The sequence below is a fragment of the Streptomyces griseicoloratus genome (genome assembly GCF_014534645.1).
Lineage (GTDB): Bacteria > Actinomycetota > Actinomycetes > Streptomycetales > Streptomycetaceae > Streptomyces > Streptomyces griseicoloratus.
Map to the genome: position 1 here is coordinate 208,643 of NZ_JACVQF010000235.1, position 17,276 is coordinate 225,918.

The 17,276-nt window shown below is 70.5% G+C and carries 13 protein-coding genes and 2 pseudogenes; 7 read left to right on the plus strand and 8 right to left on the minus strand.

What is annotated here, in order from left to right; all coding sequences use genetic code 11:
- Positions 1–8 precede the first annotated feature (8 nt).
- Together H0H10_RS36655 and H0H10_RS36660 are read left to right on the plus strand one after the other, a co-directional pair.
- Positions 9–423: pseudogene (locus H0H10_RS36655) on the plus strand (CoA transferase subunit A); the annotation flags it as partial.
- On the plus strand, positions 423–1,073 hold the full coding sequence (locus H0H10_RS36660) for a CoA transferase subunit B (protein ID WP_188185516.1): 651 nt from the start codon (positions 423–425) through the stop codon (positions 1,071–1,073). The pseudogene H0H10_RS36655 and the gene H0H10_RS36660, both read left to right, overlap by 1 nt.
- Before the next feature lie 324 nt (positions 1,074–1,397).
- On the opposite strand, the gene H0H10_RS36665 is transcribed toward H0H10_RS36660, so the two are convergent.
- Positions 1,398–2,078, minus strand: a complete 681-nt coding sequence (locus H0H10_RS36665) for an isochorismatase family protein (RefSeq protein ID WP_188185517.1) — start codon at positions 2,076–2,078, stop codon at positions 1,398–1,400.
- A gap of 134 nt (positions 2,079–2,212) precedes the next feature.
- Between H0H10_RS36665 and H0H10_RS36670 the strand changes: the two genes are divergently transcribed.
- Positions 2,213–3,157 carry a LysR family transcriptional regulator gene (locus H0H10_RS36670; protein ID WP_188185518.1) on the plus strand — a complete coding sequence of 315 codons (945 nt, stop codon included), beginning with the start codon at positions 2,213–2,215 and terminating at the stop codon, positions 3,155–3,157.
- On the opposite strand, the pseudogene H0H10_RS40395 reads toward H0H10_RS36670, so the two are convergent.
- Positions 3,145–3,310 (minus strand): annotated as a pseudogene (locus H0H10_RS40395) (CoA transferase subunit A); the annotation flags it as partial. The gene H0H10_RS36670 and the pseudogene H0H10_RS40395 overlap by 13 nt on opposite strands.
- A gap of 362 nt (positions 3,311–3,672) precedes the next feature.
- On the opposite strand from H0H10_RS40395, the gene H0H10_RS36675 reads away from it, so the two are divergent.
- Both H0H10_RS36675 and H0H10_RS36680 read left to right on the plus strand, forming a co-directional pair.
- Positions 3,673–4,161 carry a PIN domain-containing protein gene (locus H0H10_RS36675; RefSeq protein WP_188185519.1) on the plus strand — a complete coding sequence of 163 codons (489 nt, stop codon included), beginning with the start codon at positions 3,673–3,675 and terminating at the stop codon, positions 4,159–4,161.
- Positions 4,162–4,419: 258 nt separating this feature from the next.
- Positions 4,420–5,292, plus strand: a complete 873-nt coding sequence (locus tag H0H10_RS36680; RefSeq protein WP_188185520.1) for an endonuclease/exonuclease/phosphatase family protein — start codon at positions 4,420–4,422, stop codon at positions 5,290–5,292.
- Between the two features lie 105 nt (positions 5,293–5,397).
- Here H0H10_RS36680 and H0H10_RS36685 read toward each other — a convergent pair whose 3' ends face one another.
- The 5 genes from H0H10_RS36685 to H0H10_RS36705 all read right to left on the minus strand — a co-directional run bounded on the left by H0H10_RS36685 (position 5,398) and on the right by H0H10_RS36705 (position 11,175).
- Entirely contained in the window at positions 5,398–5,730 is a 333-nt protein-coding gene (locus tag H0H10_RS36685; RefSeq protein ID WP_188185521.1) for a putative quinol monooxygenase, read from the minus strand.
- Between the two features lie 247 nt (positions 5,731–5,977).
- Positions 5,978–6,919: a carbohydrate ABC transporter permease gene (locus tag H0H10_RS36690; RefSeq protein ID WP_188185522.1), complete on the minus strand. Its 942-nt coding sequence runs from the start codon at positions 6,917–6,919 to the stop codon at positions 5,978–5,980.
- A gap of 1 nt (position 6,920) precedes the next feature.
- On the minus strand, positions 6,921–7,856 hold the full coding sequence (locus H0H10_RS36695) for a carbohydrate ABC transporter permease (protein ID WP_188185523.1): 936 nt from the start codon (positions 7,854–7,856) through the stop codon (positions 6,921–6,923).
- A 22-nt stretch (positions 7,857–7,878) separates the two neighbouring features.
- On the minus strand, positions 7,879–9,249 hold the full coding sequence (locus H0H10_RS36700; RefSeq protein ID WP_188185524.1) for an extracellular solute-binding protein: 1,371 nt from the start codon (positions 9,247–9,249) through the stop codon (positions 7,879–7,881).
- Between the two features lie 99 nt (positions 9,250–9,348).
- Positions 9,349–11,175, minus strand: a complete 1,827-nt coding sequence (locus tag H0H10_RS36705) for a glycoside hydrolase family 2 protein (RefSeq protein ID WP_188185525.1) — start codon at positions 11,173–11,175, stop codon at positions 9,349–9,351.
- Between the two features lie 172 nt (positions 11,176–11,347).
- Between H0H10_RS36705 and H0H10_RS36710 the strand changes: the two genes are divergently transcribed.
- Both H0H10_RS36710 and H0H10_RS36715 read left to right on the plus strand, forming a co-directional pair.
- Entirely contained in the window at positions 11,348–12,361 is a 1,014-nt protein-coding gene (locus tag H0H10_RS36710) for a LacI family DNA-binding transcriptional regulator (RefSeq protein ID WP_188185526.1), read from the plus strand.
- A 206-nt stretch (positions 12,362–12,567) separates the two neighbouring features.
- Positions 12,568–13,599, plus strand: coding sequence for a LacI family DNA-binding transcriptional regulator (locus tag H0H10_RS36715; protein ID WP_188185527.1), 1,032 nt, complete (start codon positions 12,568–12,570; stop codon positions 13,597–13,599).
- A gap of 122 nt (positions 13,600–13,721) precedes the next feature.
- On the opposite strand, the gene H0H10_RS36720 is transcribed toward H0H10_RS36715, so the two are convergent.
- A complete protein-coding gene (locus H0H10_RS36720; RefSeq protein ID WP_188185528.1) occupies positions 13,722–16,997 on the minus strand; it encodes a LamG-like jellyroll fold domain-containing protein in 3,276 nt (1,091 codons plus the stop codon).
- Positions 16,998–17,276: the final 279 nt, after the last annotated feature.

Below are 17,276 nucleotides of genomic sequence, written 5' to 3' on the forward strand. Positions count from 1 at the left end.
AGCGGTGGCGCCCTGGTCGTGGACGGCCGGGTGTGGGCACCCAGGTCTCCGACGGCGGGCTGCCCTGACGTTATGCCGCCGACGGGACCGTCGCCGTCGCCTCCCCGCCGAAGGAGGTCCGGGAGTTCGACGGCCGTCCGTACGTCATGGAGCGGGGGATCAGCACCGACTTCGCGCTCGTCCGGGCCGCGAAGGGGGACCGGCACGGCAACCTCGTCTTCCACCGGTCCGCCCGGAACTCCAATCCGCTGGCCGCGATGGCCGGCCGTGTCGCGATCGCCGAGGTCGAGGAACTGGTGGAAACCCGGGGTGCTGGACCCCGACGAGGTGCACCTGCCCGGAGTCTTCGTCCAGCGGGTCGTGGCGCTGACACCGGAGCAGGCTGCGGACAAGCAGATCGAGAAGAGGACGGTGCGGCGCTGATGGCCTGGAACAGGGACGGGATGGCCGCCCGCGCGGCGGCCGAGCTGACCAGTGGATCGTACGTCAACCTCGGCATCGGGCTGCCCACGCTCGTGCCGAACTTCCTGCCGGCCGGGGTCGACGTGGTGCTCCAGTCCGAGAACGGCATCCTCGGTGTCGGCCCACACCCGAGTGAGGACCAGGTGGACCCGGACCTGATCAACGCGGGCAAGGAGACCGTGACTGTTCAGCCCGGCGCCTCCTTCTTCGACTCCGCGCTGTCCTTCGGCATGATCCGTGGCGGCCACATCGACGCGGCCGTCCTGGGTGCCATGCAGGTCTCCGCGGGCGGTGATCTGGCCAACTGGATGATCCCCGGCAAGATGGTCAAGGGCATGGGCGGAGCGATGGACCTGGTCCATGGCGCACGCCGGGTCATCGTTCTGAGGGAGCACACCGCCAAGGACGGTTCTCCGAAGATCGTCCGCGAGTGCAGTCTGCCGCTGACCGGCAGGGCGTGCGTCCACCGGATCATCACGGACCTCGGCGTTCTCGACGTGACCGACCGCGGGCTCGTCCTGATCGAGACCGCCCCCGGTGTCACGGCGGACGACGTGGCGAGCCGCACCGCTGCCCCGGTGCACAGCGGCGCGGCCTCGGCCGCACACTGACGGCTCACCGGTCCGGGACCCCGGACAGCACCGGACCGGTGAGCCCTCGCGCTTCTCCCCGGGGCGTTGCGGGCGCCGGTGCACGGCTGCGCACGGGCGGGGGGCTCCTCGGTCACCCCCAAGTAGTTGAGGCTGATACGCGTTCCCGGTGTCGGGTCGAAGTGTTGGCGACTCGCGTGCGGCAAGCCGGGCCTTCCGCTGCTGCCGCGTCGGGGTCCTTGACGCCGAAGAGCGCGTCGCCGGCGATGGAGTCACCGCCGGCGACGAAGAGCTGGGTGATCAGGGATCCGGCATCGGCGCCATGGATGATCTCCGGTCCCGGGTTCAGAGCGAGGTGTTCGCGCCCGTCACCCCCGGCAGCACGCGCTGCTGGTAGTACTCGATACCGATGCCGAAGACCCCCTGGTACCTGTGCGCGATGGTGAGGACCTGGTCGTACTTCTCCGCCCGTGCCCAGTCGCGGTGCAGCTCGTACAGGTACTGCGCCGAGGTCATGGGGGCAGCGCCGGCCTGGATCATCCGCTGTACGGCCGCGCGGTGGGCGGTCTCCGAGACGCCACCGCTGGCATCCTCGACGAAGTACATCTGGAACCCGGCCTCGATCCCGGACAGAACCGGGAAGGCAACGCAGACCTCGGTCCACAAGCCGGCGATCACCAGCTTCTTCCGCCCGGTGCGCAAGATCCACTCGACGACCCTCTCGTCCTCCCAGGAGTTGACCGTGGTGCGCTCGATCCGGTCGGCGACCACCTTCGGGTCCAGCTCGTCCTGGACCTGCTGGAAGACCGGGCCGCTGAACTGCTCACCGACGGTGGTCAGCAGAGTCGGCACCTCGAACAGGCGGGCGGCGGCCGCCAGCTGTGCGGTGTTCGCGACGACCTCGGCGAGGTCGAAGTTCCGGACCCCGATCCCCATCTGGGACTGGTGATCGATCAGGATCAGCGCCGAGTCCTCAGGCGTGATCAGAGAACTGGCAGGCTTGGCGAGTTCGGCTGCGGCGCTCATGCTCTCTCCAGAATTAGTTGAACGCTAAACGACTCTTGGAGTCTGCAACGCGCGGCCGGCACCCGTCCAAGACCTGGTGCCTCATCGGTATAGGGAAGACCTATACCCACACGCCCACGCGTACGCTTGGTGGGGTGGCACAGCTCGAACGTCTCCGGTACTTCGTCGTCGCCGCCGAGGAACGCAATCTCAGCCGGGCGGCCAAGCGGCTGTACATCGCCCAGCCCTCCCTTTCCCAGCAGATCAAGCGCCTCGAGGGCGAACTCGGTGTCGAGCTGTTCAAACGCACCCGCAAGGGACTCGACGTCACCGGCGCCGGACAGCTCCTGCTGAGCCGCCTGCGCCCGGTCCTGCTCGAGCTGGACGATCTCCTGGCCGCCGTGCACGAAGCCGGTAGTCCGGCCGGTCACCTGACGATCGGCTTCACTCCTGCCGCCGGCGGTCCGCTCATGCAGCGGGTCCTGCGGGCGTTCGCCGCCGACTTCCCCGGTGTGACCGTCGAGCTGAAGCCGCACGACTTCACCGACACCAGTGCCGGCCTGCGCTCGGGCCTCGTCGACGTGGCGTTCGTGCGCCGACCGATCACGGGTGCCGGCCTGCGCTTCATGGACATCATCACAGAGCCCAGGGTCCTGGCCGTCGCCGCCGACGACCGCTTCGCCGACCGCGACGTCATCACCATCAACGAGGCATTCGACGAACCTTGGGTCACCATGCCGGTGGACGACCCCGCCTGGCGTGACTTCTGGCTCGCCACCGAATACCGCGACCGCCCCGCCGAACCAGGCCCGACAGCGGCAACCCCGGACGCCAGCTTCCTGAGCGTCGCAGCCGGACGCGGCATCCTGCTGACCCGGCGCTCGATCGCCGCCCGCTACGAATCCGAAGGTGTACGGCTGATCGATGTCGCCGATGTCGGGCCCTCCATCGGCGCCGTCGCTTGGCGCGCAACGCATGAAACGCGTCTGGTTCGCGCCTTCGTCACCGCCGCCCGTCGCATCGCCATGGCGAACCACGGTGATGCGGCGATCAGTGCTCCCGGCAATCCGACTCCTGCGTCCGGACCGCCGGCGACATAACGGTTGGCCATACCGGCAGGGCTGTGCTCATCCAGCTCCAGCGGGCGCGGCCAGCCGTTCTCGACCGCCTCCCGGAACCGGTGCAGCGAGCCCCCGGCCCGGGTTGCCGCCCCAGGACAGGACCAGTTTGCGCACCGGACCCGCACCGAGCAGCCTGGCCCGAGCGACATCCCGGCCAGGGACTCCGGGGCCGGATCACCGCTGGGGATCTGGGCCGGCTTGGGCCGGCACTTGCAACGTGCGTGGCGTGTCGGCAGCGGGCGGTCTGAGCGTCTGTCTCGAAGCGGCGGACATCGTCGACTCGGAGCCTGTCTTTGCGGGGCGGCTGATAGGGCGCTGATCTGGCGGGTGCCGGTTCCGTGGGCGAGTTCCTATGAGAGGTCGGCCAGCGGTGAGCTCGGCCGGTCACGACCGCGCGTTCGGCTCACCGCGCTGCTCGACCCGCCGGCGTCGCCGCTGACCAGCTGTGGAAAACGGAGTGCGGGAGTGCGGGATGGGCGCATAGCGTGCCGGTCATGCGAGTCGTCTTCACCAAGGGCCCCGGTACGAGCTACGACATCGCGGTGCACCGCGAGACCGGCGCCGCGCTGGCCCCACGCAACGGCCCCGGCGGACACCCGTACCTGCCGCACGACTTGGTGCACTTCCTTGCTGAGGCGGAGGCGGGAATCAAGCTCGGGGTGTACGGGCGACTGGCCGCCGGTGACAACGGAATGTTCTGGCCCGCGGACCCCACCGAGCGGAACAAGGCGGCACGCCGCCGCAAGTCCAAGCCGGTGAAGCCGTCCCCGCAGGCGCAGGCGGACATGGCGCGGTCGGAGGAACTGGCGGGCATCGCGGTGCCGGTCTGGGAGGTGCGCCGCGGATTCGCGAAGGACCTTCCGGCGTACGTACGGGCCGATGAGATTCCCCCGGTCGTCGACCGCATCGTGACCCGCCTCGACGAGTACGCGGACCGCTGGCACGCCCTGCCGGTGGGCGGCACCCTCGAACTCATCTGGTAGGCCCGGGCTGTTCTCCGAGCGCGGGGAAGGGCCAGGCCCCTTCCGTGTGCCGCTGCGGCGGGAGTTCCCATGTCGAACATGAGTGTGTGGGCCGCCGCCGGAGCAGAATGTACGGGTGCGTGAGTCGGTGTCAGAGAGGCGGTGGCCGCGCCGCGTTCCTCGCGCGGTAGGCCGTGACAGTTGCTCGATGCCCTCCAACCGGCCACGCCGCCGTCCCGTTCGGCGCACGTCTCGCTCCCACCCCATTCTGGAGAAGGCATGAAGCCCGGTTTCCGACGTTCCCTCAGCAGCGGCCGTGCGGCCGCCGTGCTCGCCGCCGCGTTGCTCGCCACGGCGGCCCCGGCCGCGCATGCCGGCGCCCCCGGGTGGCAGGCACCGCCGGTGCCGCTGCGGGTGGCGACCTACAACATCCACGCCGGGGCCGGCCAGGACGGGGTCTTCGACCTCGACCGCACTGCCGAAGCCGTACGCGGTCTGCACGCCGACGTGATCGGCCTCCAGGAGGTCGACGTCCATTGGGGCTCCCGCAGCGCCTTCGTCGACGAAGCCCGGGCGCTGGCCGAGGAGTTGGGCATGCGGGTGTTCTTCGCACCCATCTACGACATGGACCCGGCCACCGAGGGCGGCCAACGCCGGCAGTACGGCGTAGCGGTGCTGAGCCGCTACCCGGTGCTGGATGCCGAGAACCACGACATCACCAGGCTCTCCACCCAGACGCCCGATCCGGTACCGGCGCCGGCACCCGGCTTCGCCGAGGTGGTGGTCAACGTGAAGGGCGCGCACGTCCACGTCTACGCCACCCACCTCGACTACCGGGTGGACCCCTCGGTCCGTCAGGCGCAGGTGGCGGACATGCTCGATGTACTGGCCGCCGACCGGGGACCGAAGATCCTGGTCGGCGACTTCAACGCCGAGGTCACGGCCCCGGAGCTGGCACCGCTGTGGCAGCGACTGCGGGACGCCGCCCCTGACGGTGGTGGGACGTTCCCGGCGATCGACCCGGTCAAGCGCATCGACTTCGTGACCGTCTCGCCCGACGTCACCGTAGCCGGGGCACGCACGGTGGCGACGGACGCGTCGGACCACCGTCCCGTGGTCGCGGACCTGAAGCTCCACGGACGCGGCCACTGAATCGCCCGCCACCGGGGTCGGCACCGCGCGGACACCGACCCCGGCGGCGGACGCCCGCCTCCACTCCCGGCACACCCGGACGGGCGTGCACCGCGAGGCGATGCGTCACTGCTGCTCGGAGACGCTCATCTCGCCCAGCAGCGACCAGTCGTCCTGCGGAACCGTCGCGTTCACGATCCGGGGCGTCTCCGCCAGGTGCGGCGGCAGGGTCCGCTGCGCCGCCTTGAAGTGCTCGGACTGCACATGGGCCGCACCGGCCTCGTCGTCACGGAAGGCCTCGACCAGCACGTACTCCGTGGGGTCCTCGACGCTGCGGGACCAGTCGAACCACAGGCAGCCCGGCTCCTGACGCGTGGCCGCGGTGAAGTCGGCGGCGATCTCCGGCCACCGGTCGGCGTACTCGGGGCGGATGCGGAATTTGGCGGTGATGAAGATCATCGGTCTCCCTCATTGGTTCTCCGTGCGCGGTCGCGCCGCCTGTTGTGCCGCCCCGGCGGACGGGCGGTGCCACGGGGTGCGACGCACCGGCCGGCCGCGAAGGGCGCCGGCTCGGTGGGATCGGCGGGACACGGCCGCGGCCACGGCACATATCGGACACAGGGCACGGTGATGATCGTAACCGACGGGAGAAGGCACCCGGGAGCCGAGTCCTCGACGCGCTGTCCGGGCGCACGACCCGCCCTGGTCACTGGCCGCCGAGCCCGGTCGTCGCCACGGACTTCACGATGTGCCGCTGGAAGAAGACGAAGGCCAGCACCAGCGGCAGCGCGGCCAGCACCGCCGACGCCATGGTCTGGGCGTACTGGACGCCGTACGCGTCCTTCACCGAGGTGATGCCGACCGGGAGCGTCATCAGCGACGGGTCGGACGTCGACACGAACGGCCACAGGAAGTTGTTCCAGGCCCCGATGAACACGAAGATCGACACCGCGGCGAGCATCGGGCGGGACAGCGGCAGCATGACCGACCAGAAGATCCGCGCGTGCCCGGCGCCGTCGAGACGGGCGGCCTCCTCCAGCTCGCGGGGGAGGGTGTCGAAGTGCTTCTTCAGGATGAAGACCATCACCGGCGCCACCGTCTGCGGCAGGATCACCGCCGCGTAGGTGTCCACCAGGTCCAGGGTCAGCATCTGCTGGAACCACGGGACGATCAGCAGTTGCGGCGGAACCAGGATCGACAGCGTGGTGACGGTGAACAACCAGCGTCGCCCGCGGAAGAGCGTCCGGGAGAAGGCGTAGCCGGCCAGCGCCGACACCGCCACGGTGAGCGCGGTGACGGCGGCGGAGATGAGGAAGCTGTTCAGCATCCACAGCGGCAGGTCGCCGCGCTCGATCACCGTGCGGAAGCCGTCCAGGGTGAAGCCGCCCTGCGGCCAGAACCAGTGCGCGGGATCACTGGCGTCCTGTTCCGACTTGAAGGAGGTGAGCACGGCCCAGGCCATCGGCAGCAGCCAGATCAGCGCCATGACCGCCAGGGCCGCCAGGGCCAGGGTGCGCGAGAGCCTGCCCGCCCCCAGGACGAGATTCGGCCCGCGCTGCGGAACCGGACGCGTACGGCGTGCACGGCGTACGGCCGGGACGGCGGAGGAACGGGAGGGACGCACCCGGACGTCGGTGGTGGCGGTCATGTCACTTCTCCCTGCGGAGGAGGGCGAGGAACTGCACGGCGGAGGCGAGGATGATCAGGGCGAAGAAGACGTAGCTGATCGCCGAGGCGTAACCGAGGCGGTAGCCGGTGAAGCCCATGTCGTAGAGATACTCGACGACCGGCCGGGTGGAGCCGTTGGGCCCTCCCCTGGTCAGCAGGTACACCTGGTCGAAGACCTTGAGCGAGGCGAGTATCTGCAGGACGGTCACCACCGAGGTGATACGGCGCAGTTGCGGCAGCGTCACGTGCCACAGGCGCCGCCACGCACCCGCCCCGTCCAGCGCCGCCGCCTCGTACAGGTGGTCCGGGATCGCCTGCAACGCGGCCAGGAACAGCAGGAAGTTGAAGCCGACCGTCCACCACAGGGTGGCGATCACGATCGCGTACATGGCGATGGACTCGTCGCTGAGCCAGGCGTAGCCGTCCAGCCCGACCGCGCCCAGCAGATGGTTGTAGAGGCCGAGGTCCGGCTGGTAGAGCCAGCCCCACAGCAGCCCGATCACACCGACGGGGAGGAGGTACGGGGCGAAGAACGCCAGCCGCCACACCCACTGTCCGGGCAGCCCCGTATGGACCAGCAGCGCCATGCCGAGCGCCACCACCACCAACGGCACTGTGGAGACGAGGGTGAACCACACGGTGTTCCAGATGGTGCGCCACATCTCGGCGTCGCCCAGGGCCTCCGTGTAGTTGTCCAGCCCGACGAAGGACGGATCGTGGGCGGAGAGGGAGGCGTCCGTCAGGCTCATCCAGACGCCCTGGACCATCGGCCAGAGCAGGAAGAGCACGAACAGGACGAGGAACGGCAGGGCGAAGAGCAGACCCGGCGGGAAGACCCGGCGCAGTCTCGGGCCGAGCCCGGCCGTGGCGTCGTCGGCGGCCCGCCGCCTGCCGGGGGAAGCGAGTGGGGTGGACATCTGCTGCCTCCTTCTCGGCGGGTCAGGCCGGGCTGGGCTGGGACAGGGCGGTGTCGATCCGCTCGATCATCGCTCGGGCCGCCCGGTCGGGGGACAGCCCGTCGAGAACGGCTTGTTGCAGCACCTGCGACATGGAGTTCTGGAAGCCGGACCCGGCGCCCGCGAACCAGACCGCCGGGTCGAGCACCACGTGGTCGGCGGCCTTCACGTACCGCGCCTGCGGCTCCAGCCGTGCGTAGGCCCGGGTGCGGGTCACCGGCTGGTACGCCGGGATGTGGCCGGCCTTCGCCCAGACCTGGCCGGCCTTGAGGATCGCGGCCACCGCCTGGTGGGTGCGCCTGCGGTGCGCCTCGGAGGGGTCGGGGCGGCGGGGCAGGACGAAGGAGTGGGAGTCGGCGTAGACCGCGGGGGTGCCGAACACCGTGGGGAAGGGCGCGGCGCCGACCTTCGGGTCGGCGGTCCGGAACGTTCCGAGCTCCCACTCACCGGAGAGGATCATCCCGGTCTGCCGGTTGGTGAAGGCGGCGATGGCGGCCGGGTAGTCGAGGCGGTCGGGGTTGGTGCGTCCGTCGACCAGTTTCTGCATGAACGCGATGACCTCGGCCATCGCGTCGGCGTCCGCCTTCACCGGGCCGCCCTCGGGCAGAGCGAAGTCGTTCCCGGTCTGCCGGTACAGCCCGTAGAACAGACGCCAGCCCTGGGCCGTGTCGTTGACGTACCCGAAGGCCACACCCTGCTTGCCGGAAGCCCTGGCCAGCTCCCTGCCGGCCTCCAGGAACCGTTCGGGCGAGGAGAACGCCTCCTGGTCCAGGTCCCCGCCGTCGGTCAGCAGTCCGGCCTTGCCGGCGGTCTCCGGGTGGAAGAAGACGATGAAGGGGTGGGTGTCCAGGGGGACGGCGTACGTCCGGTCCCGGTACCGGGTGCGGCTCCAGACCGCCCCGGCGAAGTCGCTCTCGCGCACGCCGAACTCCGCGAGCAGTTCGGTGTCCCACGGGTCCAGCAGGCCCAGCGGCGCGTAGCCCGCCAGGCGCGACATGTGGGAGACGGCGACGTCCGGACCACGCCCGCCGGCCGAGGCCATGGCGAGCTTGGTGTAGTACGGCGTCCCCCACTCCAGCACGGTGCGCTCGATGCCGGTACCCGGCATGTCGGGCCGGGCGGTCTCCACCAGCTCGTCCAGCAGGGCACCGTCGGCACCGCTGAACGGGTCCCACAGGCGTACGGTGCCCGGGTCCCCGGCGGCCGCGGCGGAACCGCAGCCGGTGAGCGCCCCGCCGCCGAGCAGGACGGCGGCAGAGGCCATCGAGGCCCGCAGCACGTTCCGCCGGGACAGCGTGGCGCGTGTTCCTTCCGGCCCGGCGGAGGCGGCCCGTGGGCCTGGCACGTCGACCATGGAACTACCTTCCTCTACATCGATGTATGACAGCTGGCGGGTGCTGCGGGCGTGCTGTGGGGGAGGGCCGGCCCGGTCGTCCTGAGGGCCGGTACACCGTCAGCCGGTGGACTCGCAGGCCGCCGAGCGCTGCTGGACACGCCTCAGTGCGGCCGTGTCGAACTTCTCGCTCCGGTCGAAGCCGTAGACCCCGTTGCGCTCCTGGAAGACGTCGGTGAGCTGCGTGTAGCAGTAACCGAACATGTCCGGGTCGTCGAGCAGGACGTCCACCAGGCCGGTGAAGCGGGCCAGGAACTCCTCGGCGCTGCGCGGGCGTTCGCCGTACCCCCAGGACGTCTCGGCCTCGTTGCCCGCCGCGGTCCCTGCGGTCGCCGCGTCCCACCAGATGCCGCCGAACTCGCTGCAGAAGTAGGGCTGCCCGCGGTACGGGACCGACCAGCTGCGGCCCTCGGGGCCGGTGTTGACGTAGGGACGGTCCTCGGCGAGCCCCGCCATGGTCTTGGCGAACGCCTCGGGGTCCTGCTCGTAGCAGTGCGAGTCGTAGACGTCCGTCTCCGGCACACGGTGTGCGTATCCGGACGCGTCGATGACCGGACGGCTGGGGTCGGCCTGCTTCGTGGCCAGGAACATCGCCCGCGTGACGTCGTCGAGCTGGGTGATCCGGTCGTGCAGGTTCTGGTACGTCTCGTTGAGCGGGCACCAGCCGATGATCGACGGGTGGGAGTGGTCCCGCTCCAGGGCCTCCAGCCACTGCGCGACGTAACTCGCGTCGGGACGCTGGTTGTCATCGCGCACCCCGACCTCGCAGCCCCAGTCGCCGAACTCGCCCCACACCAGGTACCCGAGCCGGTCGGCGTGGTACAGGTACCGCTCCTCGAAGACCTTCTGGTGCAGCCTGGCCCCGTTGAAGCCGGCCCGCAGCCCCAGCTCGATGTCGCGTACGAGATCGGCGTCGGTCGGGGCCGTCATCAGGCCGTCCGGGTAGTAACCCTGGTCGAGGACGAGCCGCTGGAAGACGGGCTCTCCGTTCAGCAACACGCGCTTGCCGTGCACGGCGACCGAGCGCAGCCCGGCGTACGACGTGGCCTCGTCGACCACCGCGCCGTCGGCGTCGAGCAACTGGAGCCGGAGGTCGTACAGGTGCGGGTCGGCGGGGGACCAGGTCCGCACCCGGTCCTCCGACACGGTCAGCACCAGTCTCGGGCACAGGTCGAGGTCGGCGCGGGCGGTCGCGCTCGCCACCTCGCCGTGCTCGTCGCTGAGCACGGCCCGCACCCGGTGACCCGGCAGGTTGCCGGTGACCGGCAGATCGAGGTGGAACGAGCCCGAGCCGAGGTCGGGCGTGATGCGGGGGCGCTTGAGCCGCACGGTGGAGGGCACCGGCTCCATCCACACCGTCTGCCAGATGCCCGTGGTCCGGGTGTAGTTGCAGTGCGAGTTGGCGTACCACGTCGCCTGCTTGCCGCGGGCCTGCGGACCGTGCCGGGTGTCGCGTGCGCGGACCACGATCACCGCCTCCTCGCCGGGTGCGGCCACCCCGCGCAGTTCCGCGGTGAACGGGGTGAAGCCGCCGCGGTGGCGGGCCACCTCGGTGCCGTTGACCCACACCGTGGCGTCGTGGTCCACCGCCCCGAAGTGCAGCAGCACGTCCGAGCCGGACCACTCGGCCGGGACGGTGACGGTCCGCCGGTACCAGACGGCCTCCATGAAGTCCGTGTCGCCGATCCCCGACAGCTCCGACTCGGGACAGAACGGCACCGTGATCTCGCCCGACAGCTCCCGGTCGCGCAGCCCGCGCTCCCGTCCGCTGTCCCCGCGGTCGACCTCGAACTGCCAGCGGCCATTGAGATTCAGCCAGGCCGCACGGACGAACTGCGGTCGGGGGTACTCCGGACGGGGGACGTCCACGGGCAGGGGCATGCTCATGCTGCTCCTTGTTTGTGCTGGTGCGCTCGGTACGCGCTTATGCGACCACACGATTACATCGATGTAAATCCTGTCGGCGGAAAGTTTTCGGCAGAGCGATTCACGCCCGGGACGACGGGGCCCGCAACCGTGCTCGATACGATCAACGAGCCGGAAGGAAGTGAAGCAGAGCATGGGCAGGCCCAGGATCAAGGACGTCGCGGAGTACGCCGGCGTCTCCCCGAAGACGGTGTCGAACGTCCTCAACGACTACGAGCACGTGTCCGAGCAGACCCGGGCCGCGGTGCGGGAGGCGATCGACGCCCTCGGCTACCGGATCAACATCGCCGGCCGCCAGCTGCGCCGGGGCCGTACGGGCATGATCGCGCTGGCCGTACCCGACCTGGACATCGCCTACTTCGCGGAACTGGCGCGCCACGTCATGGCGGAGAGCGAACGGCGTGGCAGCACCACCCTCCTGCTGGAGACCGGCGGCCGGCGGGAGAAGGAACTCGCCGCCGTCCGCGGGTTCGACGCCCAGTTCACCGACGGGGTCATCCTCTCGCCGCTCGCCCTGCAACCCCGCGACCTCACCCACCGCGACACCCGGCTGCCGCTGGTACTGCTCGGCGAGTGCAATCCGCCCGGCAGCGCCGACCACGTGGCCATCGACAACGTGACGGCGGCCCGCGAGGCCACCGAACACCTGCTGTCCCGCGGACGCCGCCGCATCGCGGTGGTCGGGGGCGAACTGCGCGGGCCGCAGAACACCAGCAGGCTGCGCACCGTCGGCTACCAGCAGGCCCTGGACGCGGCGGGCATCCCCCTCTCGGACGACCTGGTCCTGCCGGTGCCCGCCTTCCGCTGGGCGGACGGTGCGGAAGCCGCCCGCGCCCTGATGCGGCTGCCGGAACAACCCGACGCGCTGCTCTGCCTCAACGACCATCTGGCCCTCGGTGCCGTACGAGCGCTCCACGAGGCCGGCCGGTCGGTGCCGCAGGACCTGGACGTGGTCGGGTTCGACGACATCGAGGCGACCCGCTTCAGCATCCCCACCATCACCACGGTCGCGCCGGACAAGCCGGGCATCGCACGCACGGCGGTGCGTCTGCTCCTGGACCGCATCGACGCGGGGACGTCGGGCGGGTCCGCGGTGGACGAGACGGCCGGGCACCGCCTGATCGTGCGGGAGAGCTCCGGGGGGTGACCGGGGGCTGAGGGGCCGCCGCCCGCCGTCACCCCGCGGTGTGCCGCACCCGTAGACCGGCGACCTGCCCCTGCACGACACTTCTCCTGCCGGTGCCGTCGCTCCCGCCTCGGCAGTGCGGCGGAACCGGACGTACGACAACGCAAACCTCGAACACAGGGGCCCGGCGCACGGCTGGTGGCCGGGCCGCGCCGGAAGGGAAGGCCGTGCGGGTCAGCCTCAAGGACGTCGCCGCGCACGCGGGGGTCTCCATCAAGACCGTCTCCAACGTGGTGAACGACTACCAGCACGTCACACCCGCGATGCGCGAACGCGTCCAGCGCTCCATCGACGCCCTCGGCTACCGGCCCAACCTGACCGCCCGGCACCTGCGCAAGGGACGCACCGGCATCATCGCCCTCGCCCTGCCCGAACTCGGCAACCCGTACTTCGCCGAACTCGCCGCGGCCGTCATCGACGCCGCCGCCGCGCACGACTACATCGTGCTGCTGGACCACACCGGCGGCCGTCGGGAACAGGAGATCCTGGTCAGCCAGGGCTTCCGCGCGCGGGTCATCGACGGGCTCATCCTCAGCCCCATCGAGCTGGAGAGCGACGACCTGCGCGACCGCGCCGAGAACGTCCCGCTGGTGCTGCTCGGCGAACGGCACTACGACCTGCCGTACGACCACATCGCCATCGACAACGTCGCCGCGGCGCGCGCGGCCGTCCGGCACCTGGTCGGTCTGGGTCGCCGGGAGGTGGCGTTCATCGGCGCCCGGCGCGGTGGCAGCGAACCCGCCCAGCTGCGCGTGCGCGGCTGGCGCGAGGAACTGACCTCCGCGGGACTCCCCGCCGACGACGGGCTCGTCGCCGCCACCGACGGCTGGGGGCACGCCGACGGCGCGGCGGCCATGATCCGCATGCTGGACACCGGGCGGCGCCCCGACGCGGTCTTCGCCTACAACGACCCCATGGCCATCGGCGCGATGCGGGTCCTCCACGAGCGGGGGCTGCGGGTCCCCGAGGACATCGCGGTGGTCGGCTTCGACGACGTGGTGGAGGGGCGCTTCGGCGCGGTCACCCTCACGTCCGTGTCACCGGACAAGGAGGCCATCGGCCGGCTCGCCGTGGAGTCGGTGCTCGCACGGCTCAGCGGGCAGGCCCCCGAACCCCGGCGCGTCCGGGCGGACTACCGGCTGGTCGAGCGGGAGAGCACGCTGGGACGCCGCACGGCGGACGACGGCACGGGAGGCTGACCCCGGCCGGAGTCGCCCGCGCTCCCCGGCCGGTCGTCCGGACGCATGCACGGTCCGGTCCCGGTGGGAGGACGGGTGCCGTCGCCCGCCTGCCCACCGGGACCGCAGAACGCCGTCCGGAGCTACGGCTTCTGCTGATCGTGGAGTGCCTTCACCTCCTCGGCGGTGAGAGCCCTGTCGTAGGCGTGGACCTCGTCGACGGCTCCGTTCCAGAAGTCGGTGTTCGAGCCGCCCCACTGGGCGCGGCCGACGCTGAGGGCGCCGGTGCTCGGGTAGGCGGCACCACCGGCGGCGGTCGCCGCCGGCTCACCGTCGACGTACAGCCTGATCTCGTTGCTCGCGCCGGCCCGCACACCGACGAGGTGGTACCAGCGGCCCCTTTCGGGTGTGATCTCCAGCCGGGCGCGGTTCTCACCGGGCGTGCTGAAGGCGAAGGCACCGTGGCCGTACTGCAGGTAGAAGGGACTGGCCTGGCGCCGGGTGTCCTGGCTGACCGCGGTGGCGTAGTTGCCGGGCAGTGCGTCGAGGGTCACCCAGGCGGAGACGGAGTAGCTCCCGGTGGTGTCGAGCACCGGGCCGTCCGTCTCGGCATACTGCCCCTGACCGTCGAACCGCAGCGCGCTGCCGCTGACGCCGGGCGTCCAGGTGGTGCCGCCGGTGAGCGTCAGAGGCCGGTCGTTCGGGCCGGAGTCCCCGGCGGTCGTCCCCGTGCCCTCGTCGAGGGCCCAGTGGCCGCCGCCCTTCAGCTCCCCGCGCTCGCCGGCGGCGGCGCCGGCCGCGATGACCCTGCGGTTGATCTCACGCACCCTGACCGGGTCGACCTTGATCTCCCGCCGGTCGTAGGTGTAGAGGCCGTTGAGCTCGTTCTCCAGGTCGGTGATCTGCGTGTACACCGAGCCGGACAGCTCGGCGCCGGCCTGGTCCAGGTAGTACTTCTCCGTGTTCTCGACGTACTTGCGGGTCAGCGCCTCCTTGTCGGAGACCCCGCTGTAGATCACCGTCGGCGTGCCCGGCCACATGTGGCCCGGGGTGCGGAGAGTGAAGCCGCCGTGCTCGCCGTCCATGGCGGCCCGCTTCCCGTCCGGGAAGGCGGGGTCGGTGTTGTTGTAGTCGTGGTGGTCGATGATGTCGCCCTTGCCCGAGTCGCCCTTGGAGTTGCAGCAGTTGACACCACTGTGGGCGTTGACGACACGGGACGGGTCGGCCGCCTTGACGGACTCGGCGATACGGCCGCTCTCCTCGCGGTTCCACTCGCCCCAGCCCTCGTTGAAGACGATCCAGCCGATCACGGAGGGCGAGTTGTGGTGCTGCCGCACCATCTCCATGCCCTGGTCGACGAATGCCTTCTGCCCCGACTCGTCGGTGATGTTCCCGGAGACGAAGTCCTGCCAGACCAGCAGACCGAGCCTGTCCGCGTGGTAGAACCAGCGCGGCGACTCCACCTTGATGTGCTTGCGGACGGCGTTGAAGCCCAGCTTCTTGTGCGCCTCGAGGTCGAAGGCGAGGGCCTCGTCACTCGGCGCCGTGTAGAGACCGTCGGGCCAGAAGCCCTGGTCGAGGGTGGCCAGGGAGAAGACGGGCTTTCCGTTGAGCACGAGCTTCGGGAAGCCGCCGACCTTCTCGACGCCGATCTCCCGCATGCCGAAGTAGCTGCCGACCTCGTCGGTCGACCTGCCGTCGGTCAGCCTGACGTCGAGGTCGTACAGGTAGGGGTCGTCCGGGCTCCACAGGTGCTGATTCGCCACGGGCAGGCGCAGCTGCTTGTTCGCCGGTCCGCCGACCCGGCCGACGACCTTGCCGCGTGCGTCGCGGGCGACGGCCTCGACGCGGGCCCCGGCGGAGGCGTCGTCGGACCGGACGGTCACGGCCAGGCTGCTGGTGTCGATGTCGGGCGTCGTGACGATGTCGTCGATGGAGGTGTCGGCGACGGGCTCCATCCACACCGTCTGCCAGATGCCCGACGACTGGGTGTAGAAGATGCCACCGGGGTTGGTGGACTGCTTGCCCATCGGCTGGTTCGCGCCGCCGGTGTCCGTGACCGCGACCACGATCTCCTGCGGCCCGGTGCCCTTCAGCGCGTCGGTGATGTCCGCGCTGAAGGCGTTGTAACCGCCGGTGTGCTCGGCGACCTTCGTGCCGTTGACCCAGACGCGGGCCTGGTAGTCCACGGCGCCGAAGTTGAGCTTCAGCCGGTTGCCCTTGCCGCCCTTGCCGACCTTCCAGTTCTTCGGCACGTCGACGAGCCTGCGGTAGAACATGTGGTCCTCGTGCCGCTCCAGACCCGAGAGCTGCGACTCGACCGGGAAGGGCACGACGATCTTCTCGTCCAGGTCCTTGCCGAAGACCGGCTGCTCGCCGGCCTCGGCGGCGCTGAACTGCCAGGGCCCGTTGAGGTTCTTCCACTTGGACCGCACCTGCTGCGGGCGGGGGTACTCCGGCAGCGGGTTCCTCTCGTCGAGCCGGTCGCCCCACTCGGTGGTGAGCCGGTGGGTGGAGGCGTTCTGCGCCCAGCGGACGATCCTCGGCACGCTCTCGCCGCCGGCCGTCAGGCCGCTCTCTCCGTCGTAGGAGACCCTGACCTGCTGGTTCTTCTGGATCGGCTCTTCGAGGGTGACGAGCAGGGAGTTGCGGTCACCGGGGGCGACCACCGCCGACCTGACCGGCATGGCGGTCGTGTCGGCCTCGACCTTCAGGTGGTCCACCACCGTGCCGGTCCCGCCGACACCGCCCTCGAACCGGGCCCGCAGCCGCCGCCCGTCCTCGGCGACGGACAGCTCCACCGGGTAGACCTCGAAACCGGCCGGCGGGGTGAACGCCGACATGGGGACGAGCTGCTTGGGTGTCGTCGGAGTCGACCAGCGCAGGAACATGTTGGCTCCGCCGAAGTCCTGGAACATCTCCAGGCGGAAGTCGTGCTTCTCCCCGGCGGTCAACCTGATCGGCACGCTCGTCTGCTCGTTGTCCCAGTCCGGCTGCCAGTGGTCGATGACCGGCTCGCCGTCGAGGAAGAGCCGGAATCCGTTGTCGCCGGTGGCGTAGAAGGTGTAGTCACCGGTGGCCGGTGCCTCGATCTGGCCCGTCCACCGGGCGGTCGTGTGTTCCGTCCTGCCGGTCAGCTCCTGGAAGGTGCTGGTCAGGCCGGAGAAGTTGATCTGCGGATCGAGGAGGGTGCCACCGAGTTCGGCGAAGTCCCGGGCACCGGGGGCCGACATGCTGAAGTACTCGCCCTTCAGCCCGTGCACCTGGACGGCTGTGTTCTCCGCGGAGAGCGCGGAGGCGCTGCCGACAGGCTCCACGGCCGACGCGGTGGTCGTCAGGCCACTCGCGGGCAGCACCAGGGCCGCGGCTGTCAGCAGCGCCCACACTCTGGTCCGTGGGCGGGTGTGTCGTCTTGTCATCGAACCTTTCCTCGCACAGGGGCTCGCGCTGCGTGAGCAGAGCGCTCGCACGTACAGCGGGACACCGGCAGGGGCACGGCCGGGGCGGGGACGGAGATGCTGTTTCAACGTTGGAAATTCCGGCAGCGGAATGACAGCACGCCACTCGTCGACTGTCCATACCTCAGACGCCATCAGCTGATGCGCCGTCATATGTCGCGGGTGGAAGCTTCGGGGCTCACGCCCGACCGCTGGCGTTGACATGTCCGGAACGAGTCGCGATTCTGTGTGGGGAGCGCC